General features: G+C 61.8%; 18 protein-coding genes. 15 read left to right on the top strand and 3 right to left on the bottom strand.

Translation table 11 applies throughout. The annotated features are described in order from the left end of the window. Window positions 1-50: 50 nt before the first annotated feature. The 13 genes from nuoC to PQT43_RS09635 all read left to right on the top strand — a co-directional run bounded on the left by nuoC (window position 51) and on the right by PQT43_RS09635 (window position 14,723). Window positions 51-1,832 carry an NADH-quinone oxidoreductase subunit C/D gene (gene nuoC / locus PQT43_RS09695; RefSeq protein ID WP_102864719.1) on the top strand — a complete coding sequence of 594 codons (1,782 nt, stop codon included), beginning with the start codon at window positions 51-53 and terminating at the stop codon, window positions 1,830-1,832. Window positions 1,833-1,834: 2 nt separating this feature from the next. Beyond that, entirely contained in the window at window positions 1,835-2,332 is a 498-nt protein-coding gene (nuoE, locus tag PQT43_RS09690; protein WP_011062188.1) for an NADH-quinone oxidoreductase subunit NuoE, read from the top strand. After that, complete coding sequence (nuoF, locus tag PQT43_RS09685; protein ID WP_102864718.1) at window positions 2,329-3,684, top strand: NADH-quinone oxidoreductase subunit NuoF; 1,356 nt, start codon at window positions 2,329-2,331, stop codon at window positions 3,682-3,684. Before nuoE ends, nuoF begins: the two co-directional genes overlap by 4 nt. 137 nt (window positions 3,685-3,821) lie before the next feature. Next, a complete protein-coding gene (gene nuoG / locus PQT43_RS09680) occupies window positions 3,822-6,536 on the top strand; it encodes an NADH-quinone oxidoreductase subunit NuoG (RefSeq protein ID WP_272753768.1) in 2,715 nt (904 codons plus the stop codon). Next, complete coding sequence (nuoH, locus tag PQT43_RS09675; protein WP_102864716.1) at window positions 6,533-7,540, top strand: NADH-quinone oxidoreductase subunit NuoH; 1,008 nt, start codon at window positions 6,533-6,535, stop codon at window positions 7,538-7,540. The genes nuoG and nuoH overlap by 4 nt, the downstream gene beginning before the upstream one ends. Window positions 7,541-7,551: 11 nt before the next feature. Next, entirely contained in the window at window positions 7,552-8,100 is a 549-nt protein-coding gene (gene nuoI / locus PQT43_RS09670; RefSeq protein ID WP_003223795.1) for an NADH-quinone oxidoreductase subunit NuoI, read from the top strand. Window positions 8,101-8,109: 9 nt separating this feature from the next. Continuing rightward, the gene (gene nuoJ, locus PQT43_RS09665) at window positions 8,110-8,610 is read left to right on the top strand and encodes an NADH-quinone oxidoreductase subunit J (RefSeq protein ID WP_102864715.1); all 501 of its coding nucleotides are present in this window, start codon (window positions 8,110-8,112) and stop codon (window positions 8,608-8,610) included. A 4-nt stretch (window positions 8,611-8,614) separates the two neighbouring features. Beyond that, complete coding sequence (gene nuoK / locus PQT43_RS09660; protein WP_016964784.1) at window positions 8,615-8,938, top strand: NADH-quinone oxidoreductase subunit NuoK; 324 nt, start codon at window positions 8,615-8,617, stop codon at window positions 8,936-8,938. Continuing rightward, window positions 8,935-10,788, top strand: coding sequence for an NADH-quinone oxidoreductase subunit L (gene nuoL, locus PQT43_RS09655; protein WP_115580499.1), 1,854 nt, complete (start codon window positions 8,935-8,937; stop codon window positions 10,786-10,788). Before nuoK ends, nuoL begins: the two co-directional genes overlap by 4 nt. Window positions 10,789-10,827: 39 nt before the next feature. After that, entirely contained in the window at window positions 10,828-12,360 is a 1,533-nt protein-coding gene (nuoM, locus tag PQT43_RS09650; protein ID WP_011062195.1) for an NADH-quinone oxidoreductase subunit M, read from the top strand. A gap of 7 nt (window positions 12,361-12,367) precedes the next feature. Beyond that, window positions 12,368-13,831: an NADH-quinone oxidoreductase subunit NuoN gene (nuoN, locus tag PQT43_RS09645; RefSeq protein ID WP_272753766.1), complete on the top strand. Its 1,464-nt coding sequence runs from the start codon at window positions 12,368-12,370 to the stop codon at window positions 13,829-13,831. A 237-nt stretch (window positions 13,832-14,068) separates the two neighbouring features. Then, a complete protein-coding gene (locus PQT43_RS09640; RefSeq protein ID WP_253085158.1) occupies window positions 14,069-14,419 on the top strand; it encodes a type II toxin-antitoxin system RelE/ParE family toxin in 351 nt (116 codons plus the stop codon). Next, window positions 14,409-14,723 carry a helix-turn-helix domain-containing protein gene (locus tag PQT43_RS09635; protein WP_253085202.1) on the top strand — a complete coding sequence of 105 codons (315 nt, stop codon included), beginning with the start codon at window positions 14,409-14,411 and terminating at the stop codon, window positions 14,721-14,723. Before PQT43_RS09640 ends, PQT43_RS09635 begins: the two co-directional genes overlap by 11 nt. Before the next feature lie 68 nt (window positions 14,724-14,791). Here PQT43_RS09635 and cysS read toward each other — a convergent pair whose 3' ends face one another. Both cysS and PQT43_RS09625 read right to left on the bottom strand, forming a co-directional pair. Next, window positions 14,792-16,174 carry a cysteine--tRNA ligase gene (gene cysS, locus PQT43_RS09630; RefSeq protein WP_102881792.1) on the bottom strand — a complete coding sequence of 461 codons (1,383 nt, stop codon included), beginning with the start codon at window positions 16,172-16,174 and terminating at the stop codon, window positions 14,792-14,794. A gap of 18 nt (window positions 16,175-16,192) precedes the next feature. Further along, window positions 16,193-17,893: a glutamine--tRNA ligase/YqeY domain fusion protein gene (locus tag PQT43_RS09625; RefSeq protein ID WP_102881793.1), complete on the bottom strand. Its 1,701-nt coding sequence runs from the start codon at window positions 17,891-17,893 to the stop codon at window positions 16,193-16,195. A 270-nt stretch (window positions 17,894-18,163) separates the two neighbouring features. On the opposite strand from PQT43_RS09625, the gene PQT43_RS09620 reads away from it, so the two are divergent. Further along, window positions 18,164-18,667: a peptidylprolyl isomerase gene (locus PQT43_RS09620; RefSeq protein ID WP_016965727.1), complete on the top strand. Its 504-nt coding sequence runs from the start codon at window positions 18,164-18,166 to the stop codon at window positions 18,665-18,667. Next, entirely contained in the window at window positions 18,664-19,416 is a 753-nt protein-coding gene (gene lpxH / locus PQT43_RS09615; protein WP_170003879.1) for a UDP-2,3-diacylglucosamine diphosphatase, read from the top strand. Before PQT43_RS09620 ends, lpxH begins: the two co-directional genes overlap by 4 nt. Before the next feature lie 235 nt (window positions 19,417-19,651). On the opposite strand, the gene PQT43_RS09610 is transcribed toward lpxH, so the two are convergent. After that, window positions 19,652-21,181, bottom strand: coding sequence for a DHA2 family efflux MFS transporter permease subunit (locus tag PQT43_RS09610; RefSeq protein ID WP_102864707.1), 1,530 nt, complete (start codon window positions 21,179-21,181; stop codon window positions 19,652-19,654). Between the last annotated feature and the right edge of the window lie 35 nt (window positions 21,182-21,216).

The raw sequence follows: 21,216 nt of genomic DNA, 5'->3' as shown, positions 1-21,216 counted from the left end.
GAAACGACACTGGCTTCACTCTTTACGTTGACCGAAAGCGATAAAAAACCATGACTACAGGCAGTGCTCTGTACATCCCGCCTTATAAGGCTGACGACCAGGATGTGGTCGTCGAACTCAATAACCGTTTTGGCCCTGAGGCGTTCACCGCCCAGGCCACCCGCACCGGCATGCCGGTGCTGTGGGTTACCCGCTCCAAACTCGTTGAAATCCTGACCTTCCTGCGCAACCTGCCCAAGCCGTACGTCATGCTCTATGACCTGCATGGCGTGGACGAGCGCCTGCGCACCAAGCGTCAAGGCCTGCCGAGTGCCGATTTCAGCGTGTTCTACCACTTGCTGTCGATCGAACGTAACAGTGACGTGATGATCAAGGTGGCCCTGTCCGAAGGCGATCTCAGCCTGCCGACCGTCACCGGTATCTGGCCCAATGCCAACTGGTACGAGCGTGAAGTCTGGGACATGTTCGGCATCGACTTTGCCGGTCACCCTCACCTTTCGCGGATCATGATGCCTCCCACCTGGGAAGGTCACCCGCTGCGCAAGGACTTCCCGGCCCGCGCCACCGAGTTCGACCCGTTCAGCCTGACCCTGGCCAAACAGCAGCTGGAAGAAGAAGCCGCGCGCTTCCGTCCGGAAGACTGGGGCATGAAGCGTTCCGGTGCCAACGAGGACTACATGTTCCTCAACCTGGGCCCGAACCACCCCTCGGCCCACGGTGCCTTCCGCATCATCCTGCAGTTGGACGGTGAAGAGATCGTCGACTGCGTTCCGGACATCGGCTACCACCACCGTGGTGCCGAGAAGATGGCCGAGCGCCAGTCCTGGCACAGCTTCATCCCTTACACCGACCGTATCGACTACCTCGGCGGGGTGATGAACAACCTGCCGTACGTGCTCTCGGTCGAGAAGCTGGCCGGCATCAAGGTACCGGAGAAGGTCGACGTCATCCGCATCATGATGGCCGAGTTCTTCCGCATCACCAGCCACCTGCTGTTCCTGGGTACCTACATCCAGGACGTCGGTGCCATGACCCCGGTGTTCTTCACCTTCACCGACCGCCAGCGTGCCTACACCGTGATCGAAGCCATCACCGGCTTCCGCCTGCACCCGGCCTGGTACCGCATCGGCGGCGTCGCCCACGACCTGCCCCGCGGCTGGGAAAAGCTGGTCAAGGACTTCGTTGAATGGCTGCCCAAGCGCCTCGACGAATACACCAAGGCCGCCCTGCAGAACAGCATCCTCAAGGGTCGGACCATCGGCGTTGCCGCCTACAACACCAAGGAAGCCCTGGAATGGGGCGTCACCGGTGCCGGCCTGCGCTCAACCGGCTGCGATTTCGACCTGCGCAAGGCTCGTCCGTACTCCGGCTACGAGAACTTCGAGTTCGAAGTTCCACTGGCGGCCAACGGTGACGCCTACGACCGCTGCATGGTTCGCGTCGAGGAGATGCGCCAGAGCATCAAGATCATCGACCAGTGCCTGCGCAACATGCCGGAAGGCCCGTACAAGGCGGATCACCCGCTGACCACGCCGCCGCCGAAAGAGCGCACCCTGCAGCACATCGAAACCTTGATCACGCACTTCCTGCAGGTTTCGTGGGGCCCGGTGATGCCGGCCAACGAATCCTTCCAGATGATCGAAGCGACCAAGGGCATCAACAGTTATTACCTGACGAGCGATGGCGGCACCATGAGCTACCGCACCCGGATTCGCACCCCAAGCTTCGCCCACCTGCAGCAGATCCCTTCGGTGATCCGCGGCAGCATGGTCGCGGACTTGATCGCGTACCTGGGTAGTATCGACTTCGTTATGGCCGACGTGGACCGCTAAGCATGAACAGCACGCTTATCCAGACAGACCGTTTCGCCCTGAGCGAAACCGAGCGCTCGGCCATCGAGCACGAGATGCATCACTACGAAGACCCGCGCGCGGCGTCGATCGAAGCACTGAAGATCGTCCAGAAGGAACGTGGCTGGGTGCCGGACGGCGCCGTCTACGCCATCGGCGAGATCCTTGGCATCCCCGCCAGCGACGTTGAAGGCGTGGCGACGTTCTACAGCCAGATCTTCCGTCAGCCAGTGGGCCGCCACATCATTCGCGTCTGCGACAGCATGGTCTGCTACATCGGCGGCCACGAGTCCGTGGTCAGCCAGATTCAGAGCGAGCTGGGCATCGGCCTCGGCCAGACCACCGCCGACGGCCGCTTCACCCTGCTGCCGGTGTGCTGCCTGGGCAACTGCGACAAGGCCCCGGCGCTGATGATCGACGACGACACTTTCGGCGACGTACAGCCTGCTGGCGTGGCCAAACTGTTGGAGGGCTACGTATGACCCTGACCTCTTTCGGCCCTGCGAACCGCATTGCGCGTACCGCAGAAACCCACCCCCTGACCTGGCGTCTGCGTGACGACGGCGAGCCTGTATGGTTCGACGAGTACCAGGCCAAGAACGGCTACGCGGCGGCCCGCAAGGCTTTCGCTGACCTGTCCCAGGACGATATCGTCCAGACCGTCAAGGATGCCGGCCTCAAGGGGCGCGGCGGTGCGGGCTTCCCCACCGGCGTGAAGTGGGGCCTGATGCCCAAAGACGAGTCCATGAACATCCGCTACCTGCTGTGCAACGCGGACGAAATGGAACCCAACACCTGGAAGGACCGCATGCTGATGGAGCAACTTCCCCATCTGCTGATCGAAGGCATGCTGATCAGTGCCCGTGCACTGAAGACCTACCGCGGCTACATCTTCCTGCGCGGCGAATACACCACCGCCGCCAAGCACCTGCGGCGTGCCGTGGAAGAAGCCAAGGCCGCAGGCCTGTTGGGCAAGAACATCCTGGGCAGCGGTTTCGATTTCGAGCTGTTCGTCCACACCGGCGCCGGGCGTTACATCTGCGGTGAAGAAACCGCACTGATCAACTCCCTGGAAGGCCGTCGCGCCAACCCACGCTCCAAGCCGCCCTTCCCTGCTGCCGTAGGCGTGTGGGGCAAGCCGACGTGCGTGAACAACGTCGAGACCCTGTGCAACGTGCCGGCGATCATCGGCGACGGCGTGGAGTGGTACAAATCCCTGGCCCGCGAAGGCAGCGAAGACCACGGCACCAAGCTGATGGGCTTCTCCGGCAAAGTGAAGAACCCTGGCCTGTGGGAGCTGCCCTTCGGCGTGACCGCACGCGAGCTGTTCGAAGACTACGCCGGCGGCATGCGTGACGGCTTCAAGCTCAAGTGCTGGCAGCCAGGCGGCGCCGGTACCGGCTTCCTGCTGCCAGAACACCTGGATGCGCAAATGTATGCCGGCGGCATCGCCAAAGTGGGCACCCGCATGGGTACCGGCCTGGCCATGGCGGTGGACGACAGCATCAACATGGTGTCGCTGTTGCGCAACATGGAGCAATTCTTCGCCCGTGAATCCTGCGGCTTCTGCACCCCTTGCCGTGATGGCCTGCCATGGAGCGTCAAACTGCTGATGGCTCTGGAGAACGGCCAGGGCCAGCAAGGCGACATCGAGACCCTGCTGGGTCTGGTGGGGTTCCTCGGCCCAGGCAAGACCTTCTGTGCTCACGCACCGGGTGCCGTGGAGCCGTTGGGCAGTGCCATCAAGTATTTCCGTCCAGAGTTCGAAGCCGGCATCGCGCCCACCAGCGCCGCCGTCCCGCCTCTGGCCCGACCGATCGTAGTCGGCGCGTAACGCTTAGATGAGGGCGCAGGGTCCGTGCCCTGCGCTCGACGTGCGATGACGCCGTGAACGGCTGTGTTGATTCGCACGCATAACAAGATTCCATTAGCCACGCCCGCTGACACCGGGCCAACGAAGAACTTTGAACCATGGCCACTATCCACGTAGACGGCAAAGCGCTCGAAGTCGATGGGGCGGACAACCTGTTACAGGCTTGTCTGTCACTAGGCCTCGACATCCCTTATTTCTGCTGGCACCCCGCTCTCGGTAGCGTCGGTGCCTGTCGCCAGTGCGCGGTCAAGCAGTACACCGACGAGAACGACACCCGTGGTCGTATCGTCATGTCCTGCATGACCCCAGCCACTGACAACACCTGGATCTCCATCGACGATGAAGAATCGAAGGCCTTCCGCGCCAGTGTTGTCGAGTGGCTGATGACCAACCACCCCCACGACTGCCCGGTCTGTGAAGAAGGCGGTCACTGCCACCTGCAAGACATGACGGTGATGACCGGCCACAACGAGCGCCGTTATCGCTTCACCAAGCGCACCCACCAGAACCAGGACCTCGGCCCGTTCATTTCCCACGAAATGAACCGCTGCATCGCCTGCTATCGCTGCGTGCGCTTCTACAAGGACTACGCCGGCGGCACCGACCTGGGCGTCTACGGCGCCCACGACAACGTGTACTTCGGTCGCGTTGAAGACGGCACCCTGGAAAGCGAGTTCTCCGGCAACCTCACCGAGGTCTGCCCGACCGGTGTGTTCACCGACAAGACTCACTCCGAGCGCTACAACCGCAAGTGGGACATGCAGTTCTCGCCGAGCATCTGCCATGGCTGCTCCAGCGGTTGCAACATCTCCCCGGGCGAGCGCTACGGCGAGCTGCGGCGCATCGAGAACCGCTACAACGGTTCGGTGAACCAGTATTTCCTCTGCGACCGCGGCCGTTTTGGCTACGGCTACGTCAACCGCAAGGACCGTCCGCGCCAGCCACGCCTGGCCGATGGCACCCAGCTGACTCTGGACCAGGCGCTGGACCAGGCGGCCGACCTGCTACGCGGTCGCAACATCGTCGGTATCGGCTCGCCTCGCGCCAGCCTGGAAAGCAACTACGCGCTGCGTGAGCTGGTCGGTGCCGAGCACTTCTACAGTGGTATCGAAGCTTCTGAACTGGAGCGCATCCGCCTGGTTCTGCAGGTTCTGAACGACAGTCCGCTGCCGGTTCCGAACATGCGCGAGATCGAAGACCACGATGCCATCTTCGTCCTTGGCGAAGACCTGACCCAAACCGCCGCACGCATGGCCCTGGCCCTGCGCCAGTCGGTCAAGGGCAAGGCCGAGGAAATGGCCGACGCCATGCGCGTCCAGCCTTGGCTCGACGCCGCCGTGAAGAACATCGGCCAGCACGCGCTGAACCCGCTGTTCATTGCCAGCCTGGCTGAAACCAAGCTCGACGACGTGGCCGAGGAGTGTGTACACGCCGCTCCAGACGACCTGGCGCGCATCGGTTTCGCCGTGGCCCACGCCATCGACGCCAGCGCCCCTGCCGTGGAAGGCCTGGACAGTGAAGCCCTGGAACTGGCCAAGCGCATTGCCGACGCTCTGCTGGCGGCCAAGCGTCCACTGATCATTTCCGGTACCTCCCTGGGCTCCAAGGCACTGATCGAAGCTGCGGCGAACATCGCCAAAGCCTTGAAGCTGCGCGAGAAAGCCGGCTCCATCAGCCTGATCGTGCCAGAGGCCAACAGCCTCGGCCTGGCCATGCTCGGTGGCGAATCCGTGGACGCGGCCCTGCAGACGGTGATCGACGGTAAGGCCGACGCCATCGTGGTGCTGGAAAACGACCTGTATACCCGCACCGACGCAGCCAAAGTGGATGCCGCACTGAACGCGGCGAAGGTGGTGATCGTTGCCGATCATCAACAGACCGCCACCGTTGAGCGCGCGCACCTGGTGCTGTCGGCGGCCAGCTTCGCCGAAGGCGATGGCACCCTGGTCAGCCAGGAAGGTCGCGCCCAGCGCTTCTTCCAGGTCTTCGATCCGACCTACCTGGACGCCAGCATCATGGTCCACGAAGGCTGGCGCTGGCTGCATGCCCTGCGCAGCACTCTGCTGAACAAGCCGGTGGACTGGACCCAGCTGGACCACGTGACCGCTGCCTGCGCCGCGAGCACCCCGCAACTGGCTTCCATCATCGACGCAGCACCTTCCGCAGCGTTCCGTATCAAAGGCCTGAAACTGGCCCGCGAACCGCTGCGCTACAGCGGCCGTACCGCCATGCGCGCCAACCAGAGCGTGCATGAACCGCGCACCCCGCAAGACCCGGATACCGCCTTCGCCTACTCCATGGAAGGTTACTCGGGCTCCGCCGAACCGCGCTCGCAAGTGCCGTTCGCCTGGTCGCCGGGCTGGAACTCGCCGCAAGCCTGGAACAAGTTCCAGGACGAAGTCGGCGGCCATCTGCGTGCCGGTGATCCGGGTACTCGCCTGATCGAAAGCCAGGGCGACCGTCTCAACTGGTTCTCCAGCGTACCGCGGGCCTTCTCTCCGGCTCAGGGCACCTGGCAAGCGGTGCCGTTCTATCACCTGTTCGGCAGCGAAGAGAACTCTTCGAAAGCCGCTCCGGTACAGGAACGCATTCCGGCGGCCTACGTGGCCCTGGCCAAGTCCGAAGCCGATCGCCTGGGTGTCAACGACGGTGCCCTGCTCGCAGTGAACGTAGCCGGCCAGACCCTGCGTCTGCCACTGCGCATCAACGAAGAGCTGGGTGCTGGCCTGGTGGGGCTGCCTGCCGGTCTGGCGGGGATTCCTCCGGCGTTCTTTGGCAAATCCGTTGACGGTCTGCAGGAGGCGGCGCAATGAGTTGGTTTACCCCTGAAGTGATCGACGTGATCCTGACGGTCGTCAAGGCCGTCGTGATCCTGCTGGCGGTGGTAATCGCCGGTGCGCTGCTGAGCTTCGTCGAACGTCGCCTGCTGGGCTGGTGGCAGGACCGTTACGGTCCGAACCGCGTTGGCCCGTTCGGCATGTTCCAGATCGCCGCCGACATGCTGAAGATGTTCTTCAAGGAAGACTGGACCCCGCCGTTTGCCGACAAGGTGATCTTCACCCTGGCACCGGTGGTCGCCATGTCCGCCCTGCTGATCGCCTTCGCGATCATCCCGATCACCCCGACCTGGGGCGTCGCGGACCTGAACATCGGCCTGCTGTTCTTCTTCGCCATGGCGGGCCTGTCGGTCTACGCGGTGCTGTTCGCCGGCTGGTCGAGTAACAACAAGTTCGCCCTGCTGGGCAGCTTGCGGGCTTCGGCCCAGACCGTGTCCTACGAAGTGTTCATGGGCCTGGCGCTGATGGGCATCGTGGCTCAGGTCGGTTCCTTCAACATGCGCGACATCGTCGAGTACCAGGCGCAGAACCTGTGGTTCATCATTCCGCAGTTCTTCGGCTTCTGTACCTTCTTCATCGCTGGCGTGGCCGTGACTCACCGTCACCCCTTCGACCAGCCGGAAGCGGAGCAGGAACTGGCCGACGGTTACCACATTGAATACGCCGGCATGAAATGGGGCATGTTCTTCGTTGGTGAGTACATCGGCATCATCTTGATCTCGGCACTGTTGGTCACCCTGTTCTTCGGTGGCTGGCACGGTCCGTTCGGCATCCTGCCGCAACTGTCCTTCGTCTGGTTCGCCTTGAAGACCGCGTTCTTCATCATGCTGTTCATCCTGCTGCGCGCCTCTATCCCGCGCCCGCGTTATGACCAGGTGATGGACTTCAGCTGGAAATTCTGCCTGCCGCTGACCCTGATCAATTTGCTGGTGACCGCTGCGCTTGTGTTGTTGAACACGCCTGCGGGCGCGGTTCAGTGAGGATTTGACCCATGTTCAAATATATTGGCGACATCGTTAAGGGTACTGGTACCCAGTTGCGCAGCCTGGTGATGGTGTTCGGTCACGGCTTTCGCAAACGCGACACCCTGCAATACCCCGAAGAGCCGGTGTACCTGCCGCCACGCTACCGTGGCCGTATCGTCCTGACTCGCGACCCCGATGGCGAAGAGCGTTGCGTAGCCTGCAACCTGTGCGCCGTGGCCTGCCCTGTGGGTTGCATCTCGCTGCAGAAAGCTGAAACCGAAGACGGTCGCTGGTACCCGGACTTCTTCCGCATCAACTTCTCGCGCTGCATTTTCTGCGGTCTCTGCGAGGAAGCCTGTCCGACCACCGCAATCCAGCTGACACCGGATTTCGAGATGGCCGAGTTCAAACGTCAGGACCTGGTTTACGAGAAAGAGGATCTCTTGATCTCCGGTCCCGGAAAGAACCCTGACTACAACTTCTATCGTGTTGCAGGTATGGCCATTGCCGGTAAGCCAAAAGGCTCCGCGCAGAATGAAGCCGAGCCGATCAACGTGAAGAGCTTGCTGCCTTAAGGAAGAACGATGGAATTCGCTTTCTATTTCGCATCAGGTGTTGCCGTTGTTTCCACGCTGCGCGTGGTCACCAACACCAACCCTGTGCACGCCCTGCTCTACCTGATCATTTCGTTGATCGCCGTGGCCATGACCTTCTTCAGCCTCGGCGCACCGTTCGCCGGTGCCCTGGAAGTGATCGCCTACGCCGGCGCCATCATGGTGCTGTTCGTGTTCGTGGTGATGATGCTCAACCTCGGCCCGGCCGCGGCCCAGCAGGAGCGCATCTGGCTCACGCCCGGCATCTGGATCGGCCCGGTGATTCTCGCCGCCCTGCTGCTGGCTGAACTGCTGTACGTATTGTTCAGCCACCAGAGCGGTGCCGGTATCGGTCAAACCACCGTCGACGCCAAGGCCGTGGGCATCAGCCTGTTCGGCCCTTACCTGCTGGTGGTCGAACTCGCCTCGATGCTGCTGCTCGCCGCAGCCGTCACGGCGTTCCACTTGGGCCGCAACGAGGCGAAGGAGTAACACGATGCCTACTATCCCTCTCGGTACTATCCCGATGGAACATGGCCTGGCAGTTGCCGGCATCCTGTTCTGCCTCGGTCTTGTCGGCCTGATGGTCCGCCGTAACATCCTCTTCGTATTGATGAGCCTGGAAGTGATGATGAACGCCTCGGCATTGGCCTTCATCGTTGCGGGCGCCCGCTGGGCGCAACCGGATGGACAAGTGATGTTCATCCTGGTGATCAGCCTGGCAGCCGCCGAGGCCAGTATTGGCCTGGCGATCCTGCTGCAGCTGTACCGCCGCTTCCACACTCTCGATATCGATGCAGCCAGCGAGATGCGCGGATGAACCTTCTCTTTCTGACTTTCGTATTCCCCCTGATCGGTTTCCTGTTGCTGTCGTTCTCCCGGGGACGCCTCTCGGAAAACCTCTCGGCCCTGATCGGCGTCGGCTCCATTGGCCTTTCGGCCATCGTGGCCGCCTACGTGATCTGGCAATTCAACGTCGCGCCGCCCGAGGGTGGTCACTACACCCAGGTGCTGTGGCAGTGGATGTCGGTGGACGGTTTCGCGCCGAACTTCGCCCTGTACCTGGATGGTCTGTCCGTGACCATGCTGGGTGTGGTGGTGGGCGTGGGCTTTTTGATCCACCTGTTCGCGTCCTGGTACATGCGCGGTGAAGCCGGCTACTCGCGCTTCTTCGCCTACACCAACCTGTTTATCGCCAGCATGCTGTTCCTGGTGCTGGGCGATAACCTGTTGTTCCTGTACTTCGGCTGGGAAGGCGTGGGCCTGTGCAGCTATCTGTTGATCGGTTTCTACTACAGCAACCGCAACAACGGTAACGCCGCACTCAAGGCCTTTATCGTCACCCGTATCGGCGACGTGTTCATGGCCATCGGCCTGTTCATTCTGTTCCAACAGGTGGGCACGCTGAACGTCCAGGAACTGCTGGTGCTGGCACCGCAGAAATTCCAGGCCGGCGACTTCTGGATCACCCTGGCGACCCTGATGCTGCTGGGCGGCGCCGTGGGTAAATCCGCGCAACTGCCGCTGCAGACCTGGCTGGCGGACGCGATGGCCGGCCCGACCCCGGTTTCGGCACTGATCCACGCCGCGACCATGGTGACCGCCGGCGTCTACCTGATCGCCCGTACCCACGGTCTGTTCACCCTGGCGCCGGAAGTCCTGCACCTGGTAGGCCTGGTGGGCGGCGTGACCCTGGTACTGGCCGGCTTCGCCGCGCTGGTGCAGACCGACATCAAGCGGATCCTCGCCTACTCCACCATGAGCCAGATCGGCTACATGTTCCTGGCCCTGGGCGTTGGCGCCTGGGACGGCGCGATCTTCCACCTGATGACCCACGCCTTCTTCAAGGCCCTGCTGTTCCTTGCTTCCGGTGCGGTGATCGTTGCCTGCCACCACGAGCAGAACATCTTCAAGATGGGCGGCCTGTGGAAGAAACTGCCTCTGGCCTACGCCAGCTTCATCGTCGGTGGCGCCGCCCTGGCGGCCCTGCCTTTGGTGACCGCGGGCTTCTACTCCAAGGACGAGATCCTCTGGGAAGCCTTCGCCAGTGGCAACCATGGCCTGCTGTACGCCGGTCTGGTGGGTGCGTTCATGACCTCGCTGTACACCTTCCGCCTGATCTTCATCACCTTCCACGGTGAAGCCAAGACCGAAGCCCACGCCGGCCACGGGATTTCCCACTGGCTGCCGCTGGTGGTGCTGATCGTGCTGTCCACCGGGATCGGCGCGATGATCACTCCGCCCCTGCATGGTGTACTGCCGCTGAGCGTCGGTCATGCCGGTGGCGAAGCCAAGCACAGCCTGGAAATCGCCTCGGGCGCCATCGCCCTGGCCGGTATCCTGCTGGCCGCCCTGTTGTTCCTTGGCAAGCGTCGCGTTGTGACCGCCATCGCCAACAGCGGCATCGGGCGTCTGCTCTCGGCCTGGTGGTTCGCCGCCTGGGGCTTCGACTGGATCTACGACAAACTGTTCGTCAAGCCATACCTGGCCATCAGCCATGTACTGCGCAAGGACCCGCTCGATCAGACCATCGGTTTGATCCCGCGTATGGCCAAAGGGGGTCACAACTCCCTGAGCCGTACCGAGACCGGTCAACTGCGTTGGTACGCCGCCTCGATGGCAGCCGGTGCCGTGCTGGTCATCGGCGCCATTGTGCTGGTAGCGGTCTGATATGAACCTTGCGAACTTGCGAAAGGAATTGAGCCCGTCATGATTCTGCCTTGGCTAATCCTGATCCCCTTCATCGGCGGCCTGCTGTGCTGGCTGGGTGAGCGCTTCGGCGCCACCCTCCCCCGCTGGATTGCGCTGTTGACCATGACCCTGGAACTCGCTCTCGGCCTCTGGCTGTGGGCCCACGGTAACTATTCATTTGCTCCGGCGCCTGGCGCCGATCCAACTTGGGCCATCGAGTTCAAGCATGTGTGGATCGAGCGCTTCGGCATCAACGTGCACCTGGCGCTGGACGGCCTGTCGCTGTTGATGATCCTGCTGACCGGCCTGCTGGGTATCCTCTCGGTACTCTGCTCCTGGAAAGAGATTCAGCGTCACGTGGGCTTCTTCCACCTGAACCTGATGTGGATCCTGGGCGGTGTGGTCGGCGTGTTCCTGGCGCTGGACCTGTTCATGTTCTTCTTCTTCTGGGAAATGATGCTGGTGCCGATGTACTTCCTCATCGCGCTCTGGGGTCACAGCTCGGCAGACGGCAAGAAAACCCGGATTTACGCAGCAACCAAGTTCTTCATCTTCACTCAGGCTTCCGGCCTGATCATGCTGGTGGCGATCCTGGGTCTGGTGCTGGTCAACTTCAACAACACCGGGGTGATCACCTTCGATTACGCCCAATTGCTGAAGACCAAGATGTCCACCGCCACCGAGTACATCCTGATGCTCGGCTTCTTCATCGCCTTCGCGGTGAAGCTGCCGGTGGTGCCGTTCCACTCCTGGCTGCCTGACGCTCACGCCCAGGCACCGACCGCCGGTTCCGTGGACCTGGCGGGCATCCTGTTGAAGACGGCGGCCTACGGCCTGCTGCGTTTCGCCCTGCCGCTGTTCCCCAACGCCTCGGCAGAGTTCGCACCGATCGCCATGACCCTGGGTCTGATCGGCATCTTCTACGGCGCCTTCCTGGCCTTCGCCCAGACCGACATCAAGCGTCTGATCGCCTTCTCCAGCGTTTCCCACATGGGCTTCGTGCTGATCGGTATCTACTCCGGCAGCCAGCAGGCCCTGCAGGGCGCGGTGATCCAGATGCTGGCCCACGGTGTTTCGGCAGCCGCGCTGTTTATCCTCAGCGGCCAGCTGTACGAACGCACCCATACCCGCGACATGCGTGAAATGGGCGGCCTGTGGTCGCGTATCGCCTACCTGCCGGCCATCAGCCTGTTCTTTGCAGCCGCTTCTCTGGGCCTGCCGGGCACCGGTAACTTTGTCGGCGAGTTCCTGATCCTGATCGGCACCTTCGTCAGTGCGCCATGGATCACCGCGATCGCGACGTCCGGCCTGGTGTTCGGCTCGGTCTACTCGCTGATCATGATCCACCGTGCCTACTTCGGCCCGTCCAAATCGGACGCGGTGCTGCACGGCATGGATGCTCGCGAACTGATCATGGTGCTGGGACTGGCGGTCCTGCTGATCTACATCGGCGTGTACCCGCAACCGTTCCTCGATACCTCTGCCGCCACCATGCATGGCGTGCAGCAATGGCTCAGCACCGCCTTCACTCAACTCGCTTCGGCCCGGTAAGAGCGCTATGGACTTTACGATTCAACACTTTATAGCCCTGGCGCCGCTGCTGATCACCAGCGCCACCCTTGTGGTGGTGATGTTGGCGATCGCCTGGCGGCGCAACCACGCCCAGACCTTCCTGCTGTCGGTGGCCGGTCTGAACCTGGCATTGCTGTCGATCTTCCCGGTGCTGAAAGTGGCACCCCTGGCGGTCACCCCGCTGTTGCAGATCGACCAGTTCGCCTGCCTCTACATGGCCCTGATCCTGGTGGCCACCTTGGCCTGCGTCACCCTGGCCCACGCCTACCTGGGCGACGGCAGCAGCGGCTACCCGGGCAACCGTGAAGAGCTGTACCTGCTGATCCTGCTGGCCGCCGCCGGTGGCCTGGTGCTGGTCAGCGCGCAGAACCTGGCCGGCCTGTTCATCGGCCTGGAGCTGCTCTCGGTACCGGTCTACGGCCTGGTGGCCTATGCCTTCTTCAACAAGCGCTCCCTGGAAGCCGGCATCAAGTACATGGTGCTGTCCGCCGCCGGTTCGGGCTTCCTGTTGTTCGGCATGGCCTTGCTCTACGCAGAAGCCGGCAGCCTGAGCTTCAGCGGCATCGGTCAAGCCCTGGCCGCCACCGGGTTGCCAAGCCCGCTGGCGCAACTGGGCCTGGGCATGATGCTGATCGGCCTGGCTTTCAAGCTGTCGTTGGTACCGTTCCACCTGTGGACCCCGGACGTCTACGAAGGCGCTCCAGCTCCGGTGGCGGCCTTCCTGGCCACCGCCAGCAAGGTGGCGGTGTTCGCGGTACTGGTGCGTCTGTTCCAGCTCTCGCCAGTGGCCAGCAGCGGTGTCCTGAGCAACGTGCTGACCGTGATCGCCATTGCCTCGATCCTGGTGGGCAACCTGTTGGCGCTGACCCAGAGCAACCTCAAGCGTCTGCTGGGTTACTCGTCCATCGTCCACTTCGGCTACCTGCTGATCGCCCTGGTGGCCAGCAAGGGTCTGGCCATGGAAGCCATCGGCGTGTACCTGGTCACCTACGTGATCACCAGCCTTGGCGCCTTCGGCGTGATCACCCTGATGTCCTCGCCGTACAAAGGCCGTGATGCCGACGCCCTGTACGAGTACCGCGGCCTGTTCTGGCGCCGTCCGTACCTGACCGCCGTCCTCACCGTGATGATGCTGTCCCTGGCCGGTATCCCGCTGACCGCGGGCTTCATCGGCAAGTTCTACATCATCGCTACCGGTGTCGAAGCGCACCAATGGTGGCTGGTCGGTTCCCTGGTCATGGGCAGCGCCATCGGCGTCTTCTACTACCTGCGAGTGATGGTCACCCTGTACCTGATCGAGCCGAACCTGCGCCGCGTAGATGCCCAACTGCACTGGGAACAGAAAGCCGGTGGCGTCATGCTGCTGGCCATCGCGGTCCTGGCGTTCTTCCTCGGCGTATACCCACAGCCGCTGCTGACCCTGGTCCAGCACTCCGGCCTGGCGGGTTGATCGCTTAGGTTTCAACGCAACAAACAGAACGGCACCTTCGGGTGCCGTTTTGCATTTCAGGGCCCTGCCCTCCCCTCTTCCCAGCGAAACTCGGAATCGCCCTTCCTGTCACGTCGGCCCGGTCCGACATTCAGCCCAATGCCGCAGGCATAGACTGTTGCCAGATCAAACGCGGCGCTCAGCGGGCCTTGACCAAAGCTGCAGCGTCATCCAGTCTATACGCAGTAAGCGTATGAAATGAATGCTCTGTTTATTGAACTACCGGCATTTGCACGATACCGAAAGGACTTCCTTGACGACGAGTTGTTCTGCGAACTGCAGATCGAGTTGCTGCGCCACCCGCACGCGGGGGTTCTGATTCAGGGCACTGGCGGCTTGCGCAAGATGCGTTTCGTCGATGAGCGACGCAACAAGGGCAGGCGTGGCGGGCTGAGAGTGATTTATTACTGGTGGTCCGGAGGGGCGCAGTTCTGGCTCTTCACCCTGTTCGACAAGGAGCAGATGGACGACCTGCTACCGCAGCACCGACAACAGCTCAAACAACTGCTGGAACGTGAAATCGAGGCCAGAAGACATGATCAAACGTGACATCTTTTCCGAACTGGTAGAAGGCATCGACGCCCTCACCCAGGAGCGCCAGGGCAAGATCACCCTGCGCAGCCATAAAGTGAAGCTGGACAAACTGCCCCCCATCACTGCTACCGAGGTGATGAACATCCGCCAGCAACTCAACCTCTCGCGTTCAGTATTCGCCATGTACCTGCGCACCAACACCCGTACCCTGGAAAACTGGGAACAAGGCCGCGCCACACCCAACGCCCAGGCCACGACCTTGATGCGCCTGGTGGAGCGCTACCCGGACACAGTGGAGCGCCTCGCCTCGCTGGCCTGATCCGGCACTGTTCGAAGGGCAACAAAAAACCCGCACCAGGCGGGTTTCTTGTTGCAGCAAACGCCAGCTTAGTCAGCCAGGCGCCAGGTCGTACCGCCCTTGCCGTCTTCCAGAATCACGCCCATGGCGGTGATCTGATCGCGAATACGGTCGGACTCAGCCCAATCCTTGTTGGCACGGGCTGCCAGACGGGCCTGGATCAGCGCCTCGACCTGTGCCCCATCGACCCGACCTTCGGCACCGGCCTGCAGGAAGTCATCGGCTTCCAGTTGCAGCACGCCCAGCACGCTGGCCAGCTCTTTCAGACGCGCTGCCAGACCCGCCGCCGCATCGATATCGCTCTCACGCAGGCGGTTGATCTCACGCACCATCTCGAACAGTACGGCACAGGCTTCCGGAGTACCGAAGTCGTCGTTCATCACCTGGGTGAAACGTTCGACGAAGGCTTCGCCACCGGCCGGAGCGACCTTTGGCAGGCCCTTGAGCGCGTGATAGAAACGCTCCAGCGCGCCCTTGGCGTCCTTGAGGTTGTCTTCCGAGTAGTTGATGGCGCTGCGGTAGTGGCTGGCCACCAGCAGGTAACGCACCACTTCCGGATGGTACTTGTCGAGCACGTCGCGAATGGTGAAGAAGTTGTTCAAGGACTTGGACATCTTCTCGCCATTGATGCGGATCATGCCGCAGTGCATCCAGGCATTGGCGTAGGTCTTGCCGGTCGCCGCCTCGCTCTGGGCAATCTCGTTCTCGTGGTGCGGGAACTCCAGATCGCTGCCACCGCCATGAATGTCGAAGGTCTCACCCAGGCAGCAGGTGGACATCACCGAGCACTCGATATGCCAGCCCGGACGACCAGCCCCCCACGGCGACTCCCAGCTCGGCTCGCCCGGCTTGGCGGCTTTCCACAGCACGAAGTCCAGCGGGTCCTGCTTCGACTCATCCACTTCGATCCGCGCACCGATGCGCAGGTCTTCGATCTTCTTGCGCGACAGCTTGCCATAGCCCATGAACTTACCGACGCGGTAGTACACGTCGCCATTGCCCGGAGCGTAGGCATAACCCTTGTCGATCAGGGTCTGGATCATCGCGTGCATGCCAGGGATATGGTCGGTGGCCCGCGGCTCCATGTCCGGCTTGCGGATATTCAGCCGCGCCTCGTCCTCGTGCATCGCCGCGATCATACGCTCGGTCAAGGCCTCGAAGGACTCACCGTTCTCATTGGCACGATTGATGATCTTGTCATCGATATCGGTGATGTTGCGCACGTACGTCAGGTCATAACCGCTGAAACGCAGCCAGCGGGTAATCAGGTCGAAGGCCACCATGCTGCGGCCGTGCCCCAAGTGGCAGTAGTCGTACACGGTCATGCCGCACACGTACATGCGCACCTTGTTGCCATCCAAAGGCTTGAAGACTTCTTTGCTCTTGGTGAGCGTGTTGTAGATCGTTAGCACGTTAGTTCCTTGACTGAATCACTGACCCCAGGAGTCGCGCAGGGTCACGGTACGGTTGAATACCGGAGCACCGGGTTTCGAGTCCTTGATATCCGCGCAGAAGTAGCCTTCGCGCTCGAACTGGAAACGGTCTTCCGGCTGTGCGTTGCCCAGCGAGGGTTCGGCACGACAACCAGTGAGCACTTGCAGGGAGTCAGGGTTGATGTTGTCCAGGAAACTCGCGCTGTCCTCGGCCTTCTCCGGGTTCGGAGAACGGAACAGACGATCGTACAGGCGCACTTCGCACTCGACGCTGGCGGCAGCCGGCACCCAGTGGATCACGCCCTTGACCTTACGGCCTTCAGGGTTCTTGCCCAGGGTGTCCGGATCGTAGGAGCAACGCAGCTCGACGATATTGCCCTCGGCATCCTTGATCGCTTCGTCAGCACGGATCACGTAGCTGCCGCGCAGCCGCACTTCACCGTTGGGCTCCAGGCGCTTGTAGCCCTTCGGCGGCTCTTCCATGAAGTCATCACGGTCGATGTAGATTTCACGGGCGAACGGCAGCTTGCGCACGCCCAGTTCTTCTTTCTGCGGATGACGCGGCAGTTCGAGGTTCTCGATCTGGTCTTCCGGGTAGTTGGTGATCACGACTTTCAACGGACGCAGCACGCACATGGCGCGCGGGGCATTCGCGTCGAGGTCCTGGCGGATGCTGAATTCCAGCATGCCGTAGTCGACCACGCCGTCGGAGCGGTTGGTGCCAACCATCTCGCAGAAGTTGCGGATCGACGCCGGGGTGTAGCCGCGGCGGCGGAAGCCCGACAGGGTCGACATGCGCGGGTCGTCCCAACCATTCACGTGCTGCTCGTCCACCAGTTGCTTGAGCTTGCGCTTGCTGGTGATGGTGTAGTTCAGGTTCAGGCGGCTGAATTCGTACTGACGCGGGTGCGCCGGCACCGGCAAGTGCTCGAGGAACCATTCGTACAGCGGACGGTGGCTTTCGAATTCCAGGGTGCAGATCGAATGGGTGATGCCTTCGATGGCGTCCGACTGACCGTGGGTGAAGTCGTAGTTGGGGTAGATGCACCACTTGTCACCGGTCTGGTGGTGATGGGCATGGCGGATGCGATACATGATCGGGTCGCGCAGGTTCATGTTCGGCGAGGCCATGTCGATCTTGGCCCGCAGCACACGTGCACCGTCTGGGAATTCGCCGGCACGCATGCGGGCGAACCAGTCCAGGTTCTCTTCAACCGAACGCTCGCGGAACGGGCTGTTCTTGCCCGCTTCGGTGAGGCTACCGCGGTACTCCCTGGCTTGCTCGGGAGTCAGGTCGCAGACGTAGGCCTTGCCTGCCTTGATCAGTTCCACGGCCCAGTCGTGCAATTGGTCGAAATATTGCGAGGCATAGCGCACTTCACCGGACCACTCAAAACCCAGCCACTTGACGTCGCTTTCGATGGCGTCGATGTACTCCTGGTCTTCCTTGGCCGGGTTGGTGTCGTCAAAGCGCAGGTGGGTGACACCACCGAACTCCTGAGCCAGGCCGAAATTCACGCAGATCGACTTGGCGTGACCGATGTGCAGGTAACCGTTGGGCTCCGGAGGGAAGCGGGTCACGATCTGTGTGTGCTTACCCGAGTCCAGGTCCGCCTGGATGATCGGGCGCAGGAAGTTGACCGGTACGGCCGGTCCAGTCTTGGAATTCGAGGTAGGGTCGACAGTGGGCTTGCTCATAGGATCCTTGAACGTACAAGTGCGCGGCCGGGTGCGGCCTGATAAATCAAAACGAGTATCATAGCCGATGCTGTCAAGTGCCTGACAGAGCGCAGCTTTAAAACTGCGGCTATTAATAGCGTGCAAGTGAAAAAACAGCCTCGAAATTCATGGCGGTCACGCTAAACTGCGCTCCTTGGCTGCAGGATGGCCAAATCGGTGCGGACCGCATGCGTGCCCCGCTACCCAGGATTTTCTTGAAAACGCTTCTCCTTATAAAGAGTACCGACCATGACCCAAGTCAAACTGACCACCAACCACGGCGAGATCGTGCTGGAATTGAACGCCGAGAAAGCCCCGTTGACCGTGGCCAACTTCGTCGAATACGTGAAAGCCGGGCACTACGAGAACACCGTGTTTCACCGCGTCATCGGTAACTTCATGATCCAGGGCGGCGGCTTCGAACCTGGCATGAAAGAAAAGAAAGACAAGCGTCCAAGCATCCAGAACGAAGCGGACAACGGCCTTTCCAACGACAAGTACACCGTCGCCATGGCCCGTACCATGGAGCCGCATTCGGCCTCCGCGCAGTTCTTCATCAACGTCGCCGACAACAGCTTCCTCAACCACAGCGGCAAGACCGTTCAAGGCTGGGGCTACGCAGTATTCGGCAAAGTGATCGCCGGCACTGAAGTGGTCGACAAGATCAAAGGCGTGGCCACCACCATGAAATCCGGCCACCAGGACGTACCCGCAGAAGACGTGATCATCGAGAAAGCCGAGATCATTGAGTGATACTGCTGATTTCAGATTTGCATCTGGAAGAGGAACGCCCGGACATTACCCGGGCGTTTCTGGATTTACTCGGTGGGCGCGCCCGCGCCGCCGAGGCGCTGTACATCCTCGGGGACTTCTTCGAGGTATGGATCGGCGACGATGCCATGACCCCCTACCAGCTTTCCATTTGCCAGGCACTGCGCGAACTCAGCGACAGCGGCACGCAGATCTTCCTGATGCATGGCAATCGCGACTTCATGCTCGGCCAGGCCTTTTGCAAGGCAGCCGGCGCCACCCTGCTCAAGGACCCCAGCGTCGTCGACTTCTACGGTGAGCCGGTACTGCTGATGCACGGCGACAGCCTGTGCACCCGCGACGAAGCCTACATGCGCATGCGTCGTTACCTGCGCAACCCGTTGAGCCTGTGGATTCTGCGGCATCTGCCCTTGCGCACCCGGCGCAAGCTGGCGCGCAAGCTGCGCAACGAAAGCCGCGCCCAGACGCGCATGAAAGCCAACGACATTGTCGATGTGACCCCAGACGAAATACCGCGGGTCATGCGCGAACATGGAGTGGGCACCCTGGTTCATGGCCATACCCACCGCCCGGCGATTCACAAGTTGCAGATTGGCCAACAGGCCGCCAAACGCATCGTGCTGGGGGATTGGGATCGACAGGGCTGGGCATTGCAGGTGGACGAGCAGGGTTTCCAACTGGCTGCGTTCGATTTCGTACCCACGCAGCTGGCGTTGCCCGGTTCGTCCTGAACAGACGCCTTCGCTGGCAAGTAGCCCCTACAACAAATGCAACACCGTAGGAACCGGCTTGCCGGCGAAGTGGCCAGCAAGCCTTGCATCGCCCTTACGGACGCCTTCGCTGGCAAGCCAGCTCCTACAACAAATGCCCCACTGTAGGAGCCGGCTGCCGGCGAAAAGGCCAGCAGGCCCGGCATCGCCCTTACGAACGCCTTCGCTGGCAAGCCAGCTCATACGACAATGGGCATCAATGCCCAGCCGACGCCGGGCCGGCCTTGGCGGCAAACGGTGGCTTGGCCAGCCACACCAACAGAATCAGGCCCATGAAGCCCCAGCCCAGCAAGGTGAAATAGTCCACGGTCGAGAGCATGTACGCCTGGCTGGTGAGCACTTGGTCCAACTGCGCGTAGGCTTGGGTGCTGGCACCGCCGAGGTTGTTCAACGCATCCCGGGTGACCGGATCGAAGATGCTCATGCTTTCGCTCATGTAGGCATGGTGCTGATCCGCCCGACGAATCCAGATCCAGGTCGTCAGCGACGCCGCAAAGCTCCCCCCCAGCGTCCGCAGGAAGGTCGCCAGGCCGGCGCCGTCGGCGATCTGGTGCGGCGGCAGGTCGGACATCAGGATGCTCAGGGTCGGCATGAAGAACAGCGCCACACCAATCCCCATGAACAGCTGCACCAGGGCGATGTGCTGGAAGTCCACTTCATTGGTGAATCCGGCACGCATGAAGCAGCTCAGGCCAATGGCCAGGAACGCCAGGCCAGCCAGCAGGCGCAGGTCGAACTTGTGGGCGTACTTGCCGACAAAGGGCGACATCAGCACCGGCAAAATGCCAATCGGTGCCACGGCCAGACCGGCCCAAGTGGCGGTGTAGCCCATCTGGGTCTGCAACCATTGCGGCAGGATCAGGTTGATCCCGAAGAACCCGGCGTAACCGCCCACCAGCACGATGGTGCCGATGCGGAAGTTGCGATGGGCGAACAACCGCAAGTTGACCACCGGATGCCGATCGGTCATTTCCCAGATCACGAACACCGCCAGGGCAATCACCGAGATCAGCGTGCCGGCGATGATGAAGTTGGACTCGAACCAGTCCAGGTCGTTGCCCTTGTCGAGAACGATCTGCAAGGCACCGACCCCGACGATCAGGCTCAGCAGGCCGATATAGTCCATCGGCTGGCGACTGGTCACCACCGGTCGCGCCTTCAATTGCTGCTGAACCACCCAGGCAGCAAACAGGCCGATCGGCACATTGATAAAGAAGATCCACGGCCAGCTGTAGCTGTCGGTGATCCAGCCACCGAGTATCGGCCCGGCAATCGGCGCCACCACCGTGACCATGGCCAGCAGCGCCAGGGCCATCCCCCTCTTCGCGGGCGGGTAGACGGCAATCAGCAGGGTCTGGGTCATGGGATACAGGGGACCTGCTACCACCCCTTGCAACACCCGAAAGCCAACGAGCTCGGGCATCGAGGTGGAAATACCGCAGAGAAACGAGGCCAGCACAAACAGCAGGGTGGCCCAGATAAACAGCTTCACTTCACCGAAACGCCGGCTCAGCCAGCCGGTCAGTGGCAAGGCAATGGCGTTGCTCACGGCGAACGAGGTAATGACCCAGGTGCCCTGCTCCGAACTCACCCCGAGGTTGCCAGAGATGGTCGGCAACGCCACGTTGGCGATGGTGGTATCGAGCACCTGCATGAAGGTCGCCAGTGACAGGCCGATGGTGCTCAGCAGCAGGCTGGGAGGCGTGAAAGACGCGTTATTGCTCATCGCGAATCCTTAGGAACTGGGCTGGCACCCTGGTC

The organism is Pseudomonas sp. BLCC-B112 (genome assembly GCF_028550695.1).
Taxonomy (GTDB): domain Bacteria; phylum Pseudomonadota; class Gammaproteobacteria; order Pseudomonadales; family Pseudomonadaceae; genus Aquipseudomonas; species Aquipseudomonas danubii.
The sequence above is the reverse complement of the archived record's forward strand: the minus strand, read 5'-3'. Positions and strand labels throughout refer to the sequence as shown.